Annotated in this window: 17 protein-coding genes; 9 read left to right on the top strand and 8 right to left on the bottom strand. The window is 67.4% G+C overall.

The genetic code is table 11. From position 1 onward, the window contains the following. Positions 1–5: 5 nt before the first annotated feature. Complete coding sequence (locus OLX02_RS14095) at positions 6–2708, bottom strand: valine--tRNA ligase (protein ID WP_264423821.1); 2703 nt, start codon at positions 2706–2708, stop codon at positions 6–8. 137 nt (positions 2709–2845) lie between these two features. On the opposite strand from OLX02_RS14095, the gene OLX02_RS14100 reads away from it, so the two are divergent. The 4 genes from OLX02_RS14100 to OLX02_RS14115 are packed head-to-tail and all read left to right on the top strand — an operon-like array spanning position 2846 to position 6478. Continuing rightward, positions 2846–3976 (top strand): MlaE family ABC transporter permease, encoded by a 1131-nt coding sequence (locus OLX02_RS14100; protein ID WP_264423823.1) that lies wholly within the window; start codon positions 2846–2848, stop codon positions 3974–3976. Beyond that, the gene (locus OLX02_RS14105) at positions 3973–4941 is read left to right on the top strand and encodes an ABC transporter ATP-binding protein (protein ID WP_264423825.1); all 969 of its coding nucleotides are present in this window, start codon (positions 3973–3975) and stop codon (positions 4939–4941) included. The genes OLX02_RS14100 and OLX02_RS14105 overlap by 4 nt, the downstream gene beginning before the upstream one ends. Before the next feature lie 9 nt (positions 4942–4950). Then, a complete protein-coding gene (locus OLX02_RS14110) occupies positions 4951–5889 on the top strand; it encodes an MlaD family protein (RefSeq protein WP_264423826.1) in 939 nt (312 codons plus the stop codon). 16 nt (positions 5890–5905) lie between these two features. After that, positions 5906–6478, top strand: a complete 573-nt coding sequence (locus OLX02_RS14115; protein ID WP_264423828.1) for an ABC-type transport auxiliary lipoprotein family protein — start codon at positions 5906–5908, stop codon at positions 6476–6478. A gap of 9 nt (positions 6479–6487) precedes the next feature. Here the strand turns inward: OLX02_RS14115 and OLX02_RS14120 are convergent, their stop codons facing one another. From OLX02_RS14120 to crcB, 7 genes are all read right to left on the bottom strand, one after another. Next, positions 6488–6745: a plasmid stabilization protein gene (locus tag OLX02_RS14120; protein WP_264423830.1), complete on the bottom strand. Its 258-nt coding sequence runs from the start codon at positions 6743–6745 to the stop codon at positions 6488–6490. Positions 6746–6822: 77 nt separating this feature from the next. Beyond that, positions 6823–7515 (bottom strand): ATP12 family chaperone protein, encoded by a 693-nt coding sequence (locus OLX02_RS14125; protein ID WP_264423832.1) that lies wholly within the window; start codon positions 7513–7515, stop codon positions 6823–6825. Next, complete coding sequence (locus tag OLX02_RS14130) at positions 7515–7745, bottom strand: hypothetical protein (RefSeq protein ID WP_264423834.1); 231 nt, start codon at positions 7743–7745, stop codon at positions 7515–7517. The genes OLX02_RS14125 and OLX02_RS14130 overlap by 1 nt, the downstream gene beginning before the upstream one ends. After that, on the bottom strand, positions 7742–8404 hold the full coding sequence (locus tag OLX02_RS14135; RefSeq protein ID WP_264423836.1) for an HAD-IA family hydrolase: 663 nt from the start codon (positions 8402–8404) through the stop codon (positions 7742–7744). The genes OLX02_RS14130 and OLX02_RS14135 overlap by 4 nt, the downstream gene beginning before the upstream one ends. Further along, on the bottom strand, positions 8401–9003 hold the full coding sequence (locus OLX02_RS14140) for an FMN-binding negative transcriptional regulator (protein WP_264423837.1): 603 nt from the start codon (positions 9001–9003) through the stop codon (positions 8401–8403). The genes OLX02_RS14135 and OLX02_RS14140 overlap by 4 nt, the downstream gene beginning before the upstream one ends. Then, positions 9003–10376, bottom strand: a complete 1374-nt coding sequence (locus tag OLX02_RS14145) for an RluA family pseudouridine synthase (RefSeq protein ID WP_264423839.1) — start codon at positions 10374–10376, stop codon at positions 9003–9005. Before OLX02_RS14145 ends, OLX02_RS14140 begins: the two co-directional genes overlap by 1 nt. Further along, the gene (crcB, locus tag OLX02_RS14150; RefSeq protein WP_264423840.1) at positions 10373–10774 is read right to left on the bottom strand and encodes a fluoride efflux transporter CrcB; all 402 of its coding nucleotides are present in this window, start codon (positions 10772–10774) and stop codon (positions 10373–10375) included. Before crcB ends, OLX02_RS14145 begins: the two co-directional genes overlap by 4 nt. Before the next feature lie 196 nt (positions 10775–10970). Between crcB and rpsU the strand changes: the two genes are divergently transcribed. The 5 genes from rpsU to OLX02_RS14175 all read left to right on the top strand — a co-directional run bounded on the left by rpsU (position 10971) and on the right by OLX02_RS14175 (position 14762). Beyond that, complete coding sequence (rpsU, locus tag OLX02_RS14155; RefSeq protein WP_008995590.1) at positions 10971–11177, top strand: 30S ribosomal protein S21; 207 nt, start codon at positions 10971–10973, stop codon at positions 11175–11177. A 177-nt stretch (positions 11178–11354) separates the two neighbouring features. Further along, positions 11355–11900 carry an FKBP-type peptidyl-prolyl cis-trans isomerase gene (locus OLX02_RS14160; protein WP_264423844.1) on the top strand — a complete coding sequence of 182 codons (546 nt, stop codon included), beginning with the start codon at positions 11355–11357 and terminating at the stop codon, positions 11898–11900. A 110-nt stretch (positions 11901–12010) separates the two neighbouring features. Then, positions 12011–12313: an Asp-tRNA(Asn)/Glu-tRNA(Gln) amidotransferase subunit GatC gene (gene gatC, locus OLX02_RS14165; protein ID WP_264423846.1), complete on the top strand. Its 303-nt coding sequence runs from the start codon at positions 12011–12013 to the stop codon at positions 12311–12313. Between the two features lie 136 nt (positions 12314–12449). Next, positions 12450–13934, top strand: coding sequence for an Asp-tRNA(Asn)/Glu-tRNA(Gln) amidotransferase subunit GatA (gatA, locus tag OLX02_RS14170; RefSeq protein WP_264423848.1), 1485 nt, complete (start codon positions 12450–12452; stop codon positions 13932–13934). A 45-nt stretch (positions 13935–13979) separates the two neighbouring features. Further along, positions 13980–14762, top strand: coding sequence for an FkbM family methyltransferase (locus OLX02_RS14175; protein WP_264423850.1), 783 nt, complete (start codon positions 13980–13982; stop codon positions 14760–14762). The last annotated feature ends 137 nt before the right edge of the window (positions 14763–14899 follow it).

The following is a 14899-nucleotide window of genomic DNA, read 5'->3' on the forward strand; positions in this document are numbered from 1 at the left end:
GCCCATCACCCCAGCCGCTTGAGCGCCGCCGCCAGCCGCTCGGCTTCGGCCGCGTGGTGCGCGTGGTCGGCGCGGGCCTTCTCGACCGCCTCGGGCTTGGCCTTCTCGGCGAAGGCGGGGTTGCTCAGCCGGCCTTCCAGCGACTTGGCTTCCTTCTGCGATGTCGCCAGCGCCTTTTCCAGACGGGCCTTTTCCGCCGCGATGTCGATCACGCCTTCCAGCGGCAGCACCAGATTGGCGTCGCCCACGCCGACCTGCATCGCCGCGCCCGCCGGAGCCGGCTCGAAGCGGATCGCGGACAGCCGCGCCAGCCGCTCGATCGCGGCCGGGTTGCCTTCGATGATCGCGCGCGTCGCAGCGCTCGGTTCGGGCAGGAATGCTTCCAGCCGCGCGCCGGGCGCGATGCCCAGTTCGTTCTTCGCGCCGCGCAGGCTGGAAACCAGCCCGATCAGCCACTCGACCTCGCGCTTGGCCTCGGCGTCGACCGGGGCATCGGCGGCGGGCCACTCGGCCACGATCAGGTCGTTGGCGCGGGCGCCCAGTGCGTGCCACAATTCCTCGGTCACGAACGGCATGAACGGGTGCAGCATGACCAGCACCTGGTCCAGCACCCATCCGGCGACGGCCTTGGTCTCGTCGTCGAACGATCCCTTGATCAGCTCGATGTACCAGTCGCAGAACGTGTCCCACACGAAGTGGTAGATGGCGTTGGCGGCTGCGTCGAAGCGCAGGTCGGCCATCGCCTTGTCCAGCTCGCGGACGGTCTCCGCAACTTCGCCCACGATCCACTTGTTGACCGCCAGGGTGCAGTTAGGTGCCGTTCGGGTATCGCTCGCGCCGATGCCGTTCGCCATGCAGAAACGCGCGGCATTCCAAAGCTTTGTCGCGAAGTTGCGGTATCCCTCGACCCGCTTCTCGTCCATCTTCACGTCGCGGCCCTGGCTTTCCATCGCCGCCATGAAGAAGCGGAGCGCATCCGCGCCGTACTGGTCGATCAGGCCCAGCGGATCGACCACGTTGCCCTTGGACTTGGACATCTTCTGCCCGTCCGCTGCGCGGACAAGGCCATGAAGATAAAGCTTTTTCCACGGAACCTGGCCCATGAACTCGATGCCCTGCATCGCCATGCGCGCATCCCAGAAGAACAGGATGTCGAAGCCCGAGATCAGTAGGTCGTTCGGATAATGCTTCTTCAGCAGCGGCGCGTCAGTATCCGGCCACCCCAGCGTGGCGAAAGGCCACAGCGCCGAAGAAAACCACGTATCCAGAACGTCTTCGTCGCGTGCCAGCACCTTGTTGCCGGCCAGCGCCTGCGCCTCTTCCTCGGTCTCGGCGACGTAGACCGAACCGTCCTCGGCATACCACGCGGGAATGCGGTGACCCCACCACAGCTGGCGCGAAACGCACCACGGCTGGATGTTCTCCATCCAGTTGAAAAACGTCTTTTCCCAGGACTTTGGCACGATTTCGATGGCGCCGGAGCGCACCGCCTCGATCGGCGCGACCGCCAGCTTCTCGGCGTCGACATACCACTGGTCGGTCAGCCACGGCTCGATCACCACGCCGCCCCGGTCGCCGAACGGAGTCTGGATCGTGCGCGGTTCGGCGTCGTGCTGAACCTCGTTGCCTTCCTTGTCCTTGGTCACGTGCGGGATGAGGAAGCCGGCTTCCTTCATCCGCTGGACCACCAGCTTGCGCGCTTCGAAGCGTTCCACGCCGAGGAACTCGGCGGGCACCAGCCCATCGGCGGTCTGCACCACGTGGGCTTCGGCATCGAACATGTTGAGCATTTCGCCGGCCTTGATCCCGGCACGCTTGCCCACTTCGAAGTCGTTGAAATCGTGGCCCGGCGTGATCTTCACCGCGCCCGAACCCAGTTCGGGATCGGCGTGTTCGTCGGCCACCACGCGGAACCGGCGCCCCGTCAGCGGCTGGAGGATGTCCTTGCCGATCACCGCCTTGTAGCGCTCGTCCTCGGGGTGGACGGCCACGCACATGTCGGCCAGCATCGTTTCGGGCCGGGTGGTCGCCACCTCGATGTAGTCCAGCCCGTCATCGCGCTTCACGCCGTCCGCCAGCGGGTACTTGAAGTGCCAGAACCCGCCCTGCGTCTCGCGCGTCTCGACCTCAAGGTCGGAGATAGCGGTCTTGAGCTTGGGGTCCCAGTTCACCAGCCGCTTGTCGCGGTAGATCAGGCCCTTGTTGTAGAGATCGACGAAGACTTTCACCACCGCGCGGGTGAAGTGCGGGTCCATCGTGAACTGCTCGCGGCTCCAGTCCATCGAGCAGCCCAGCCGGCGCAGCTGGCCGGTGATCGTGCCGCCGCTTTCGGCCTTCCATTCCCACACCTTGTCGACGAAGGCTTCGCGCGAATAGTTGGTGCGCTTGTCCTGCCGCGCTTCCATCTGGCGTTCGACGACCATCTGCGTGGCGATGCCCGCGTGATCGGTGCCCACCACCCACAGCGCATCCTTGCCGCGCAGGCGCTCGTAGCGGATGACCACGTCCTGCAGCGTGTTGTCGAGCGCGTGGCCGATATGGAGCGAGCCGGTGACGTTCGGCGGCGGATTGACGATGGTGAAGGGCTGCGCATCGGGCCGTTCGGGGCGGAACAGGCCGTTCGCTTCCCAATGGGCATACCACTTGGCCTCGATGCCGGCAGGCTCGAAGGTCTTGGCGAGTTCGGTCGAAGAAGTCTCGTCGTTCATGGCCGCGCTCTGCCACCCCATCCGCACGGCTGCAAGGCCCGCGCGGGACCCGCAAGAGCCCTTCGCGCGTTACGTCGCCCATGCCGCCCAATTCGCCGCACTTGTCCGGCCGCCAGTTTTACCCCATGAAGCGCACGATGCGGGCGCTAGCGGACTTCACGATCGAACCGGAAGCCGTTGATTCAGGCGGAAAGGGGGGCGCCACGCTGGCGTTCACCGGACCCATGCTGGTGTCCTCGCTCGGCCCGATCGACCAGCGTCTGCGCGATATCAGCGAACCGATCGCCCGGATCGACCTTTCCGCCGTGGACCGGATCGACACCGTGGGCGCCTGGACCGCCTGGCGCGTCTCGCAGGCCACCGGCGCGGAAATCGTCAACTGCCGGACCGAAGCGGAACGCCTGATCGCCGCCATCAGCCGCGCCGATGACAACACCGCGCGGATCGATGCCGAACGCCTGCCGCTGCTTCAGCGCGTGCCCGAACGGGTGGGCGACACCATGATCGGTCTGGGCCTGGGCACGCTGCAGGTGATCGGCTTCCTGGGGCAGGTGGTGCAGGCGACAGGCGCGCTGCTGCGCCGTCCGAGCGATTTCCGGGGCAAGGCGCTGGTTCACCAGATGGAACTGGTCGGCGTCAACGCGCTGGGCATCATTGCGCTGATGAGCTTCCTCGTCGGTATCGTCATCGCGCAGCAGGGTGCGGTGCAGCTGCGCCAGTTCGGCGCGGAGATCTATACCGTCAACCTTGTCGGCCGGCTCACCTTGCGCGAGCTGGGCATCCTGATGACCGCCATCATGGTCGCGGGCCGATCCGGTTCGGCCTTCGCCGCGCAACTCGGCACGATGAAGCTGACCGAGGAAATCGACGCCATGCGCACCATCGGCGTGTCGCCGCTGGCCGCGCTGGTGCTGCCGCGCATGCTGGCGACGATGATCATGATGCCCTTGCTGGGTATCTATTCGGCGGCGGTGGGCATCATCGGCGGCGCGTTCCTGTCCTCGCTCACGCTGGGCATCCCGTTCTTCACCTTCCTGGCGCGCATCCAGGAAGTGGTGCCGCTGCACGATGTGTGGGTCGGGCTGGTCAAGGGGCCGGTGTTCGGCCTGATCGTTGCGGTTTCGGGCTGCTATCAGGGGATGCAGGTCAAGACCAATGCCGAGGAAGTGGGCACGCGCACCACGGCGGCCGTGGTCATGGCAATCTTCACGGTGATCGTGCTCGACGCTTTCTTCGCGGTGTTCTTCACCGAGATCGGTTGGGGATGAGCCAAGTGCCAGATCCCGCGACTGATCCCGCGACTGATCCCCGGGCTGAGCTTCAGGCCGAGTCTCAGGCCGATCCGTCACCGGACTTCCCGATCCGCGTGCGGGGTCTGAAGAACGTGTTCGGCGAGCACGTGGTCCACGAAGGGCTGGATATCGAAGTGCGCAAGGGCGAGATCCTGGGCGTGGTGGGCGGTTCGGGCACCGGCAAGTCGGTGCTGATGCGCTCGATCATCGGCCTGCAGATCCCCGCCGAGGGCGAGATCGAGGTGCTGGGCCAGTCCATCACCGACGCGCGCAACGACGACGACATCGACATTCGCAGCCGCTGGGGCGTGTTGTTCCAGGGCGGCGCGCTGTTCTCCACGCTGACCGTGGCGGAGAACGTCGAAGTCCCCTTGCGCGAGTTCTACCCCGAGATCGGCGACGAACTGCGGCACGAGATCGCGCGCTACAAGGTGCTGCTGTCCGGCCTGCCGGCGGAAGCGACGAGCAAGTATCCCAGCGAGCTTTCGGGCGGCATGAGGAAGCGCGCGGGCCTGGCGCGCGCGCTGTCGCTCGATCCGGAACTGCTGTTCCTCGACGAGCCGACCGCCGGGCTGGACCCCATCGGCGCGGCCGCGTTCGACCAGCTGATTCTGGGCCTGCAGCAGACGCTGGACCTTACCGTGTTCCTGATCACCCATGATCTCGACACGCTGTACGAGATCTGCGACCGCGTGGCCGTGCTGGCGGACCGCAAGGTGATCGCGGTGGGCACGATCGCGGAACTGCTCGCGCTCGATCATCCGTGGATCCAGGAATACTTCAACGGTCCGCGTGGGCGTGCGGCGCAGGATGCCAAGGAACGGCACAGTGCCGTCCAGAAGGCATCACAACAGGCGGCGTCGCTGGCCGCAGGCGAGAACCGCATGGCGGGTTCGGGCGTTGATGCGCCCATGGACCGGCCGGCGGCAGGGGAGCAATAAGGGGCAGCGATGGAAACGCGGGCAAACCATATCTGGGTCGGGGCCGTCACCCTGCTGCTTCTCGCGGGGCTGGCCGCGCTGACGATCTGGATCGCGCGCCTGAATCAGGGCGACCAGAACGAGTACGACATCTTCTTCAAGCAATCGATCGATGGCGTGGCGAAGGGATCGGAAGTCTCGTTTTCTGGCGTGCCTGCCGGGCAGGTGAAGGACATCGAGCTGTGGGAGAAGGATCCCGAGTTCGTCCGCATCCGCATCAAGGTCGACAAGAAGGTGCCGATTCTCCAGGGCACCACCGCCAGCCTGCAGGGCAGCTTCACCGGCGTCACCACGATCCAGCTGCAGGGCGCGGTCAAGGGCGCGCCGCCGATCAGCGATCCGGGGCCGGAAGGCGCGCCGGTGATCCCCACCAAGCGCAGCGGGCTGGGTGAAATCCTTTCGAACGCGCCGCTGCTGCTCGAACGGCTGGCCACGCTGACCGAGCGGCTGACGATGGTGCTTTCCGACAAGAACCAGAAGTCGATCGAGAACATCCTCGTCCACACCGACAAGCTGACCGCCAACCTCGCCGATGCCTCGCCCGACGTGAAGCGCACGCTGGCAGAATTGCAGGCCACCTTGCGGCAGGCGAACTACACGCTGTCGAGCTTCGAGAAGCTGGCCGGCAGCGCCGACACGATGATCAACGACGAGGGCAACGGGCTTGCCAAGCAGCTGCGCACCACGCTGAAATCGGCGCAGGGTGCTGCCGATGCACTGCAGGAGACGCTGGCTGACGCGCGGCCCAGCGTGAAGCAGCTCAACGAGCGCACCTTGCCCGCGGCCGAAGCGGCTATCCGCGATCTTCAGGCCACGACCCGTTCGTTGCGCGACGTGACCGACCGGATCAACGACCGCGGCGTTTCCAGCATTGTCGGCAGCCCCAAGCTGCCCGACTACAAGAACTGAGCCGGGAGCCAGATCGATGAACAAGTTCCTCCCCGCCGCCCTTCTGCCGCTCGTGCTGGCGGGCTGCGTCAGCATCGGCGCCAAGGTGCCGGACACGCTGCTGAGCCTGACGCCCGAGGCCGCGCCCGAAGCCGGCGCAACCGCGAGCGGCCGGCTGGGCGAGGCGCTTTCGGTGCTGGAGCCGAGCGCCGAGGCCAAAGTTGCGGTGCTGCGCGTGCCCGTGCAGATCGACGGCGCGAACATCGCCTATCTCAAGAAGACGATGTGGGTCGAGCGGCCGGCGCGTCAGTTCCAGCACCTGCTGACCGAAACGCTGCGCGCGCGCGGCAACCGGCTGGTGGTGGAGAACGATGAGGGTACCAAGGGCCTGCGCGTGGGCGGCCGCCTGCTCGACATGGGCTATGATGTCCGCAGCCGGTCCGTGGTGGTGCGCTTCGACGCGGTGAAGGAACGGCCGGGCGGCGCGATCGAGACGCGCCGGTTCGAAAGCACCGTGCCGAACGTCGAGGCGGACCAGGAAAGCGTCGGTCCGGCGCTCAACACCGCGGCCAATGTGGTGGCAAAGCAGGTCGCCGACTGGGTGGGCTGACCGCGGAAGTCAGGTCCCGGCCTGTTTCCGGCGCCTGGTTTCCCAGCCTTTCTTCGCGGCGGCGGATCGCTGCCCATGGCTCTCCGGGCCACCACCGCCCCGGCCCGATCCGGACTTCTTGCCGCCGCCGTCCTGCCTGTTGACGGTGGCCCAGGCGCGGCGCTCGGCCTCGTCCTTGCCGAGCCCGCGATCCTCGTAGCTTTGTTCGATGTGTTCGGCCTGCCGCTTCTGCTTGCCGGTATAGGCGTCCTTGTCGCCGCGGGGCATGGTGGCGCTCCTTCGCTGTGCTGCTCGCCAGCATGCAGCGCGCAAGGCGCGGGGGCGGTTCCCCGGTGAAAGACGGTTCAGCGGGCGAGTGCGGCGAAGTGTGCCGCGGCGGCGAAGGCGGCGTGCCGGCGCTCGCGCCGCTCCAGCGCTTCCGCATCCTTGCCCCACAGTTCCGCCTGCCAGTCCTCTTCCAGGTTGGCGGCATCCCACAGCGCATCGATGTCCGCACCCGGCTCCAGCGCGGCGAGGCCGAGCATGAGCGACGCGGCCAGCCCGGCGGTGTTGCGCAAGGCGGCGAGCGCGAAGGCGTCGAGCGATTCCAGCACCTCGCGCACGCGGGCAAGCGTCGGTTCGGGCTGGGGGCGGTGCATCACGCCCGCGACGCGCACGAAGCGCACGCCGTGGCGCTCCTCCGCCGTCACCAGCAACGGCTCCCACACAGCGTGCTGGCGCCGGCCCAGCGCTTCGTCGGGTTCGGCGCGGTAGCACAGCGTGTCGGTCTCGCCGTAGGGCAGCAGTTCGGTGATCGCCTGCGCCCGCTCCGGGGCGACGACATCGAGCGCGTAGTCGGCCATGTCACGCAGCAGGAACGAGGCGGCGTCGATCTCCTCGCCCTGTGCGGCCCATTCCGCCGCCAGCGCATCCGCCAGCGCGCGCGTGGGCACGATCTGCGGCTTGCCCGCCACGGTCCTGATGCCCCGTCCGTCCAGCGTCACGCGAAAGCCGCCCGCTTCGGCCGCGACGGCCACGTCCTTGTAGAAACGCTTCATCAGTCCTTGCTCTTCCAACGCCTGGCCAGAAACCGGGGGACGAAGAAGAACTCCGCCAGCCCCGCCATCGCCAGCGCAAAACCCGCGACGGGCGGCACGCCCGCCAGCCACGCCACATTGCCCGATTGCGCCATCACGCCCAGCAGCACCATGACCGCGCCCGACAGACGCACGGCCTGCAGCACGGCGAACCGCGCAATCGCCGGATCGCGGCCTCCCGTCCCGCTCATTCCATGCCTCGCAGCAGGGCGCGCAGGCCGTCCATCGACGCCGCGACCGCTTCCGCGCCGGCGTCCATCAGTTCCTGGGGATGGTGGTATCCCCAGTCCACGCCGAAGGCGCGCACGCCCGCGTTGACCGCCATTTCCATGTCGTAGGCGGTGTCCCCGATCATCGCGGTCCTAGCCCGCTCGACTCCCGTCGCGTCGAGGCAGGCCTCGATCATGCTGGGGTGCGGTTTCGAGGGGTGCCGATCGGCCGTTTGCAGCGTGACGAAATGGCCGGCAAGGCCGTGCGCGGCAAGGCAATGGGCCAGCCCGCGGTCGCTCTTGCCGGTCGCCACGCCCAGCAGCCAGCCATCGCGCGACAGCTCCTCGATCAGCGCGGCGATGCCGTCATAGAGCGGCTCGCCCACCTGTCCCGCCTCGCGCCGGGCGCGGAAGGCGTCCTTGTAAAGCTGGGTGAGGGCGGCGTGATCGTCGTGCGCGCCTTCGGGATGCAACTGGCGCATCGCCTCGTGCAGCGAGAGGCCGACCACGCGGCGCGTTACGGTCCGGTCGGGGGCGGCAAGCCCCGCCGCGCCGAACGCGCTGTCCATCGCGGCACAGATATCGGCCTGGCTGTCCACCAGCGTGCCGTCGCAATCGAAAATGGCGAGACGCAAGCTCATGGCACCAGCCTCCGCATCAGTTCGGCGATCGCGGGCGCGCCTTCCGCCTCAAGCCCGGCAGCCACCCGCGCACGCTCATCGGCGGGCTTGTTCTGCGAAAGCTTCAAGGTGGGGCGCCAGGCGATCACTTCGAGTTCAAAGCCCACGATGGCGTCGATCATCCGGCCGAGCGCGGCCTCGGGCATCTTGTCCATGGTCCACGCATCGCCTTCGCCGATTCGCGCCTCATGCCGGGCCGAAAGCGCTTCCAGCAACGAACGCAGGCCCGCGCGGTCCAGTTGCCGCACCCGGCCTTCCAGTTCGAGCGCGACGTAGTTCCACGTCGGGACTTGCGCCGGATCGGCATACCAACGCGGGGAGACATAGCCGTCCGGGCCGTTCACCACCACCAGCGCCGTTCCCCCTTCGAGGACGCGGGCCAGCGCGTTGCCGCGCGCCAGATGGAACTGCACCGCGCCGCTGCCGGTGGAGAGCAGCGGCGTGTGCGCCACGCGCGGCCCGTCGGGCGTGGCGGCAAAGACCATGCCGAAGCCGATCTCTGCCAGCAGGGCCTCATGCAGCGCGCGTTCGTTGTTCCGGAAAGCGGGGTTGGGATGCATCAGGTCCGGGGATCCGAGGGCTTCTTCGATGCCGGCTTGCGCGGCGCGGCGGGCTTGCCGGTTGCTGGCCTTCCGGCTGCGGGCCTGTCACCTGCAGGCCTGTCACCTGCCGGTTTGCGGGCAGCAGGCTTGGCGCCGGGCTTGCCTGCAGGCTTGCCCGGCCCCTTGGCTGCCGGCTTGCTCCCCGGCCTCGCAGGGCCCCTCGCAGGGCCCTTGGCGTCCAGGCCTGCCGAGGCGCGCTTGCCGGTGGGCGTGCGCGCAGAGCCGCCGCCGCCGTCGGCGCGCTTGCGGCGCTCGCCCCGGCGTTCCTTGCGGTATTCCTTGGCATGGGCTTTGGCCGCGCGCTTCTGGAATTCCTTTTCGGGTACCAGCTTGATCGGATCGAGCGGCAGGTCGCCGTCCTCCTCGTGGAAGCCGAGCTGCGCCATGCTCGCCGCGAAATGTTCGGGCAGCGGGGCGGTCACGTCGATCAGGTCGCCTTCGGGATGCTCGATCCGCAGGCGGCGCGCGTGGAGGTGCATCTTGCGGCTGATCGATCCGGTGAGGAACGCGGCCTGCCCGCCATACTTGCCATCGCCCACGATCGGGTGGCCGATCGCGGCCATGTGCACGCGCAGCTGGTGCGTGCGGCCGGTCAGCGGCTGCAATTCGATCCACGCGGCGGCGTTGCCGGCGCGGCTGATCATGCGGTAGCGGGTGCGTGCCGACTGGCCCTGCCCGCTTTCATCCACCATCATCTTCTCGCCGCCGGTGCCCGGCTGCTTGGCCAGCGGCAGTTCGATCAGGCCGTCCTTGACCTCGGGAACGCCGGTAACCAGCGCCCAGTAGATCTTCTTGGCGGTGCGGCCGGAAAAGCGCTTGGAGAAGAACGCCGCACTGCCGGGGGTGCGTGCGATCAGCAGCACGCCCGACGTGTCCTTGTCGAGCCGGTGGACAAGGCGCGGGCGGGGCTCGCCCTCGTTCGCATAGGCATCGAGCAGGCCGTCGACGTGTTCGTAGGTGCCGCTGCCGCCCTGCGTGGCGAGGCCGGGCGGCTTGTTCAGCACGATGGCGGCGCGGTCCTTTTCCAGCACCATCGATTCGGCGAGCGTGACCTGTTCGTCGGTCAGCGGCTTGCGCACGCGCTGTCCGGTCCCGCTGGTGGTGATCGAACTGCCCGGCGGCACACGCAGGACCTGTCCCGCCTCCAGCCTCGTGTCGACATCGGCACGCTTGCCGTCGACGCGGATCTGGCCGGTGCGCGCCCAGCGCGACACGGTGGCGAAACCCACTTGCGGCAGGTGGCGCTTGAACCAGCGGTCGAGCCGTGCGCCGGCATCGTCCTTGATGATGGTGAACTGGCGGACTTCGCCTTCGTTCGACTTGCCCTTCATGCGGTAGCCCTCACTGCGGCAAGACCCAGGAACAGGCCGCCCACGCCGGCGATCACCGACGCGGCAGCATAAAACGCGGCAAGCCCGACAAGGCCGCGCTCGAACAGCATCGCGGTTTCGAGGCTGAACGAGGAAAAGGTGGTGAAGCCGCCCAGCACGCCCACGGCGAGCAGCAGGCGCCATGCCTCGCCCCCGTTGACGTGGCGTGCCAGCCAGCCGGCCAGCAGGCCCATCGCCAGCGAGCCTGCGACGTTGATAGTGAAAGTACCCCAGGGAAACGCGGCATTGGGACCGGCAAAGGCACTGACGAGCCGGCCGAGATGAAATCGCAGTACCGCGCCCGTGGCGCCGCCAAGGGCGACAAGGGTGCTGGCCTGCAGAGAGGATGAGGCGATCATGGGCCCGCCCTTAGCCTTGCTGGCCGTGAAATGCACGAGTTTGCTTGCCTTTGATCCATGGAATCGCTATCGGCCCGCCGGTTCGAGCTGGTCCTGTTCGGATTCGGCCCGTTTGGTGTTTCCCGGAATCATGGGCGACTCCCGCTCTTGTTATATGGCGGGCTCTCGCCTGAAGCTGATTGAGGTGTAGCGGTTTATGCAAATTCTCGTACGCGACAACAATGTCGACCAGGCTCTTCGCGCGCTCAAGAAGAAGCTGCAGCGTGAGGGCGTGTACCGCGAGATGAAGCTGCGCCGTCACTTCGAAAAGCCGTCGGAAAAGCGTGCTCGCGAAAAGGCTGCCGCCGTTCGCCGCGCGCGCAAGCTTGAGCGCAAGCGCGCCGAGCGCGACGGCGCGAAGTAAGTAGGGTTGGTCGCGGGGAGGGGTTCTTCTCTCCCTTGTGACCCCTTGCCGAGCGGCCCTTGCTGGGCCAAGAGGGCGCCGTCCAAAGCGGCGCCCTTCGCGTGTCCGGGCCAGTGACCCGGCGCGATTCGGCGCCCACCTGTGAAGCGTTTCGGGGATCACCCCAGAGGGGAAGAAATGTCGGAAATCACCCGCGTTCCGTTGCAGCCCGTCGCCAAGGGCTCGCTCAGCAAGATCTGGCTTGGCGTGATCGTCGCCGTGCTGCTCGGCGCCGGCGTCGCCTGGGCCGCGCGCTATCATGGCCTCGTGGTCGATACGATCAAGGCCGGGCAGGGTGCATCGCCCACCGCCGCGGACGTGGTCCTGATCAACTATGCCGGCCACTTGCCGAACGGTAAGGAATTCGACCACGGCGAGCGCGTGGCCATGCCGGTCGAAGGCGTGATCCCCGGCTTCAGCCAGGGCCTGCAGAAGATGCAGCGCGGCGGCAAGTACCGCCTCGAGATCCCCGCCGCCATGGCCTATGGCGCGCAGGAGCAGAAGAACCAGACGACCGGCGAAGTCGTGATCCCGGCCAACAGCGACCTCGTGTTCGATGTCGAGCTGGTCGATTTCAAGAGCGCCGCCGAGCTCGAGCAGCAGCGCCAGATGCTCCAGCAGATGCAGCAGCAGATGCAGGGCGGCGCGCCGCACGGCATGCCGGGCGCAGCACCGGGCCGCTGATCGTCACGCGGGCTGGCGGGGCATTCCCGCCGGCCGCCTGCTTGAACCGCGCCGCGCGCTTGTGCTAGCGCGCGGCGTTCGTTTTTTCCGGCACTGGAAGGCAAGTTCCCATGTCCGTAGACACCGCCACGGTGGCGAAAATCGCCTCGCTGGCCCGCATCAAGGTTTCCGAGCAGGAGATCGCGGCGATGGTCCCCGAACTCAACGGCATCCTCGCCTGGGTCGAGCAACTCGGTGAAGTCGACGTGACCGGGATCGAGCCGATGACGGCCGTCATCCCCAACAAGCAGCGCCTGCGCGACGACGTGGTCAATGCCGACCCGCTGACCGGCGGCGGCATCCGCGACGCGGTGCTGGCCAACGCGCCCGCACCCGAGCATGGCTTCTTCGGCGTGCCGAAGGTGATCGAATAGGGGCCGCGCCCCGGGCCGGCGCCGTGCGCGTGCTTCGATGGCATGCCCGGCCCGCGCGGATGCGGTGTGAATTTTCAATGTCCGCTCGTCCTGAGCCTGTCGAAGGATGTGCGCTGCCGTCAAAGGCGATCAACAGATGACCCAGCTTACCGATCTCGGCGTTGCCGCCATCCGCGATGGCATTGCCACGGGCGATTTCACCGCCACTGAAATCGCGGCCGCTTTCAACGCCGCGGTCGAGCAGGCGCAGCCCGCGCTCAATGCCTTCATCGTGACGACGCCTGAAAAGGCGCTCGAAGCTGCGGCGAAGGTCGATGCCGACCGCGCTGCTGGCAAGGCGCTGGGCAAGATGGCCGGCGTGCCGATCGGCATGAAGGATCTGTTCGCGACCAGCGGCGTGCAGACCACCGCCGCCTCGAAGATCCTCGAAGGCTTCACGCCTCCTTACGAATCGACCGTGTCGCAGAAGCTGTGGGACGCGGGCGCGGGGATGCTGGGCAAGCTCAACCTCGACCAGTTCGCGATGGGGTCATCGAACGAGACCAGCGCGTTCGGCAACGTCGTGTCGCCCTGGCGCCGCCCCGACGATACCGCGCCGCTCGCGCCCGGTGGCTCTTCGGGCGGGTCCTCGGCCGCGGTCGCCGCGCGCATCGCGCCGGCTGCTACGGGTACCGACACCGGCGGCTCGATCCGCCAGCCTGCCGCCTTCACCGGCATTTCGGGCATCAAGCCGACTTATGGCCGTTGCTCGCGCTGGGGCGTGGTCGCTTTCGCGTCCTCGCTCGATCAGGCCGGGCCGATGGCGCGCGACGTGCGCGACTGCGCGATCATGCTGGAGGCGATGGCCGGCTTCGATCCCAAGGATTCGACCAGCCTCAACCTGCCGGTCCCGGCATGGGAAGCGGGCCTTTCCGCAGACCTGCGCGGCAAGAAGGTGGGCATCCCGCGCGAATACCGCATGGACGGCATGGACGCCGACGTCGTGCGCGTGTGGGAAGAAGGCGTGGCCTGGCTGAAGGATGCCGGGGCCGAGATCGTCGACATCTCGCTGCCCCACACCAAGTACGCGCTGCCGACCTACTACATCATCGCCCCGGCCGAAGCCTCGTCCAACCTCGCGCGGTATGACGGCGTGCGCTATGGCCTGCGCGACCTGCCCGACGGCGCGGGGCTTCAGGACATGTACGCCGCGACGCGCGCGGCCGGCTTCGGCGCAGAAGTGAAGCGCCGCATCCTGATCGGCACCTACGTGCTCTCGGCGGGCTTCTACGATGCCTATTACACGCAGGCGCAGAAGGTCCGCACGCTGATCAGCCACGATTTCAGGAACGCGTTCGGCGAAGTCGACGTGATCCTGGCGCCGACCACGCCGACCGCCGCTTTCGCGCTGGGCGAGAACAGCGACGATCCGCTGGCGATGTATCTCAACGATGTGTTCTCTGTGCCGGCAAGCCTTGCCGGGCTGCCGGCGATGTCGGTGCCGGCCGGGCTGGATCGCAACGGACTGCCGCTGGGCCTCCAGCTGATCGGCAAGGCCTTCGACGAGCAGGGCGTGCTCAACGCCGCGCTCGCCATCGAGAATCGCGCCGGTTTCGCCGCCCGCCCCGCGAAGTGGTGGTAACACTCCACCGGGGCGGATAGCCCGGACCAAACGGAAGGTCGGGCGATGCGCTGGTGGACTTCGGTGATCGAGAACCGGGATGACGTGGGGATGTTCGGCCCGCGCTTCCTGCTGCGCCACCTTGCCCGGCTGACGGGGGCGCCCACGGTCACGGTCGATCTTCCCCGCTTCGGCCGCTTCACCATGCGCCGCGGCGAAAGCGACATGTACTGCGTGCGGCAGGTGCTGGGCGGCGGCGACTACGATCTTTCGATCTATCCCGACGTCCATGCGCGCGTCCGCGCCCGCTGCGATGCCATCCTGGCGCGCGGGCACAAGCCGATCGTCATCGATGGCGGCGCGAACATCGGCGCGGCGAGCCGATGGTTCCGCTGGGAATGGCCTGCGGCGATCGTGGTTGCGGTCGAGCCCGATCCACGCAGCATCGCCACGCTCCGACTGAACCTCGCAGGCGATTCGGACGTGCGCATCCTGCACGCGGCCCTAGGCAGCGAGCGCGGCAAGGTGGCGGTGATCGAGGAGGATCTGAGCTGGGCCAGCCGGACGGCGCGCGCCGAAGATGGGGTCCCGATGGTCACGATCGACGATGCGATCGCGGTGGCCGGCGATGGCGAGCCGTTCCTGTGCAAGCTCGACATCGAAGGATTCGAGGAGGACCTGTTCGCTCGCAATCTTGACTGGATCGAGCGTTTTCCGGTGGTCGTGATCGAGCCGCACGACTGGCTGATGCCTGGCCGGGGCACGTCGCTGCCGTTCCAGAAGGCGATGGCCGCGCGAAACTACGAGCTGGTCATTCGCAACGAGAACCTGTTCTTCCTCAAGCTGTGACAAAGCGGCCGTTGCGCCAGCCATCCGGATTGGCACTTAGTGATATACCCGATGGAGTTATAACCAAAGATATGTAAATGTGGTCCCTAAGGTAAGGCGTGGGGAGCACATGAGCGCGCACGAATGGATTGACCCCC

The organism is Novosphingobium sp. KCTC 2891 (assembly GCF_025938155.1).
Lineage (GTDB): Bacteria > Pseudomonadota > Alphaproteobacteria > Sphingomonadales > Sphingomonadaceae > Novosphingobium.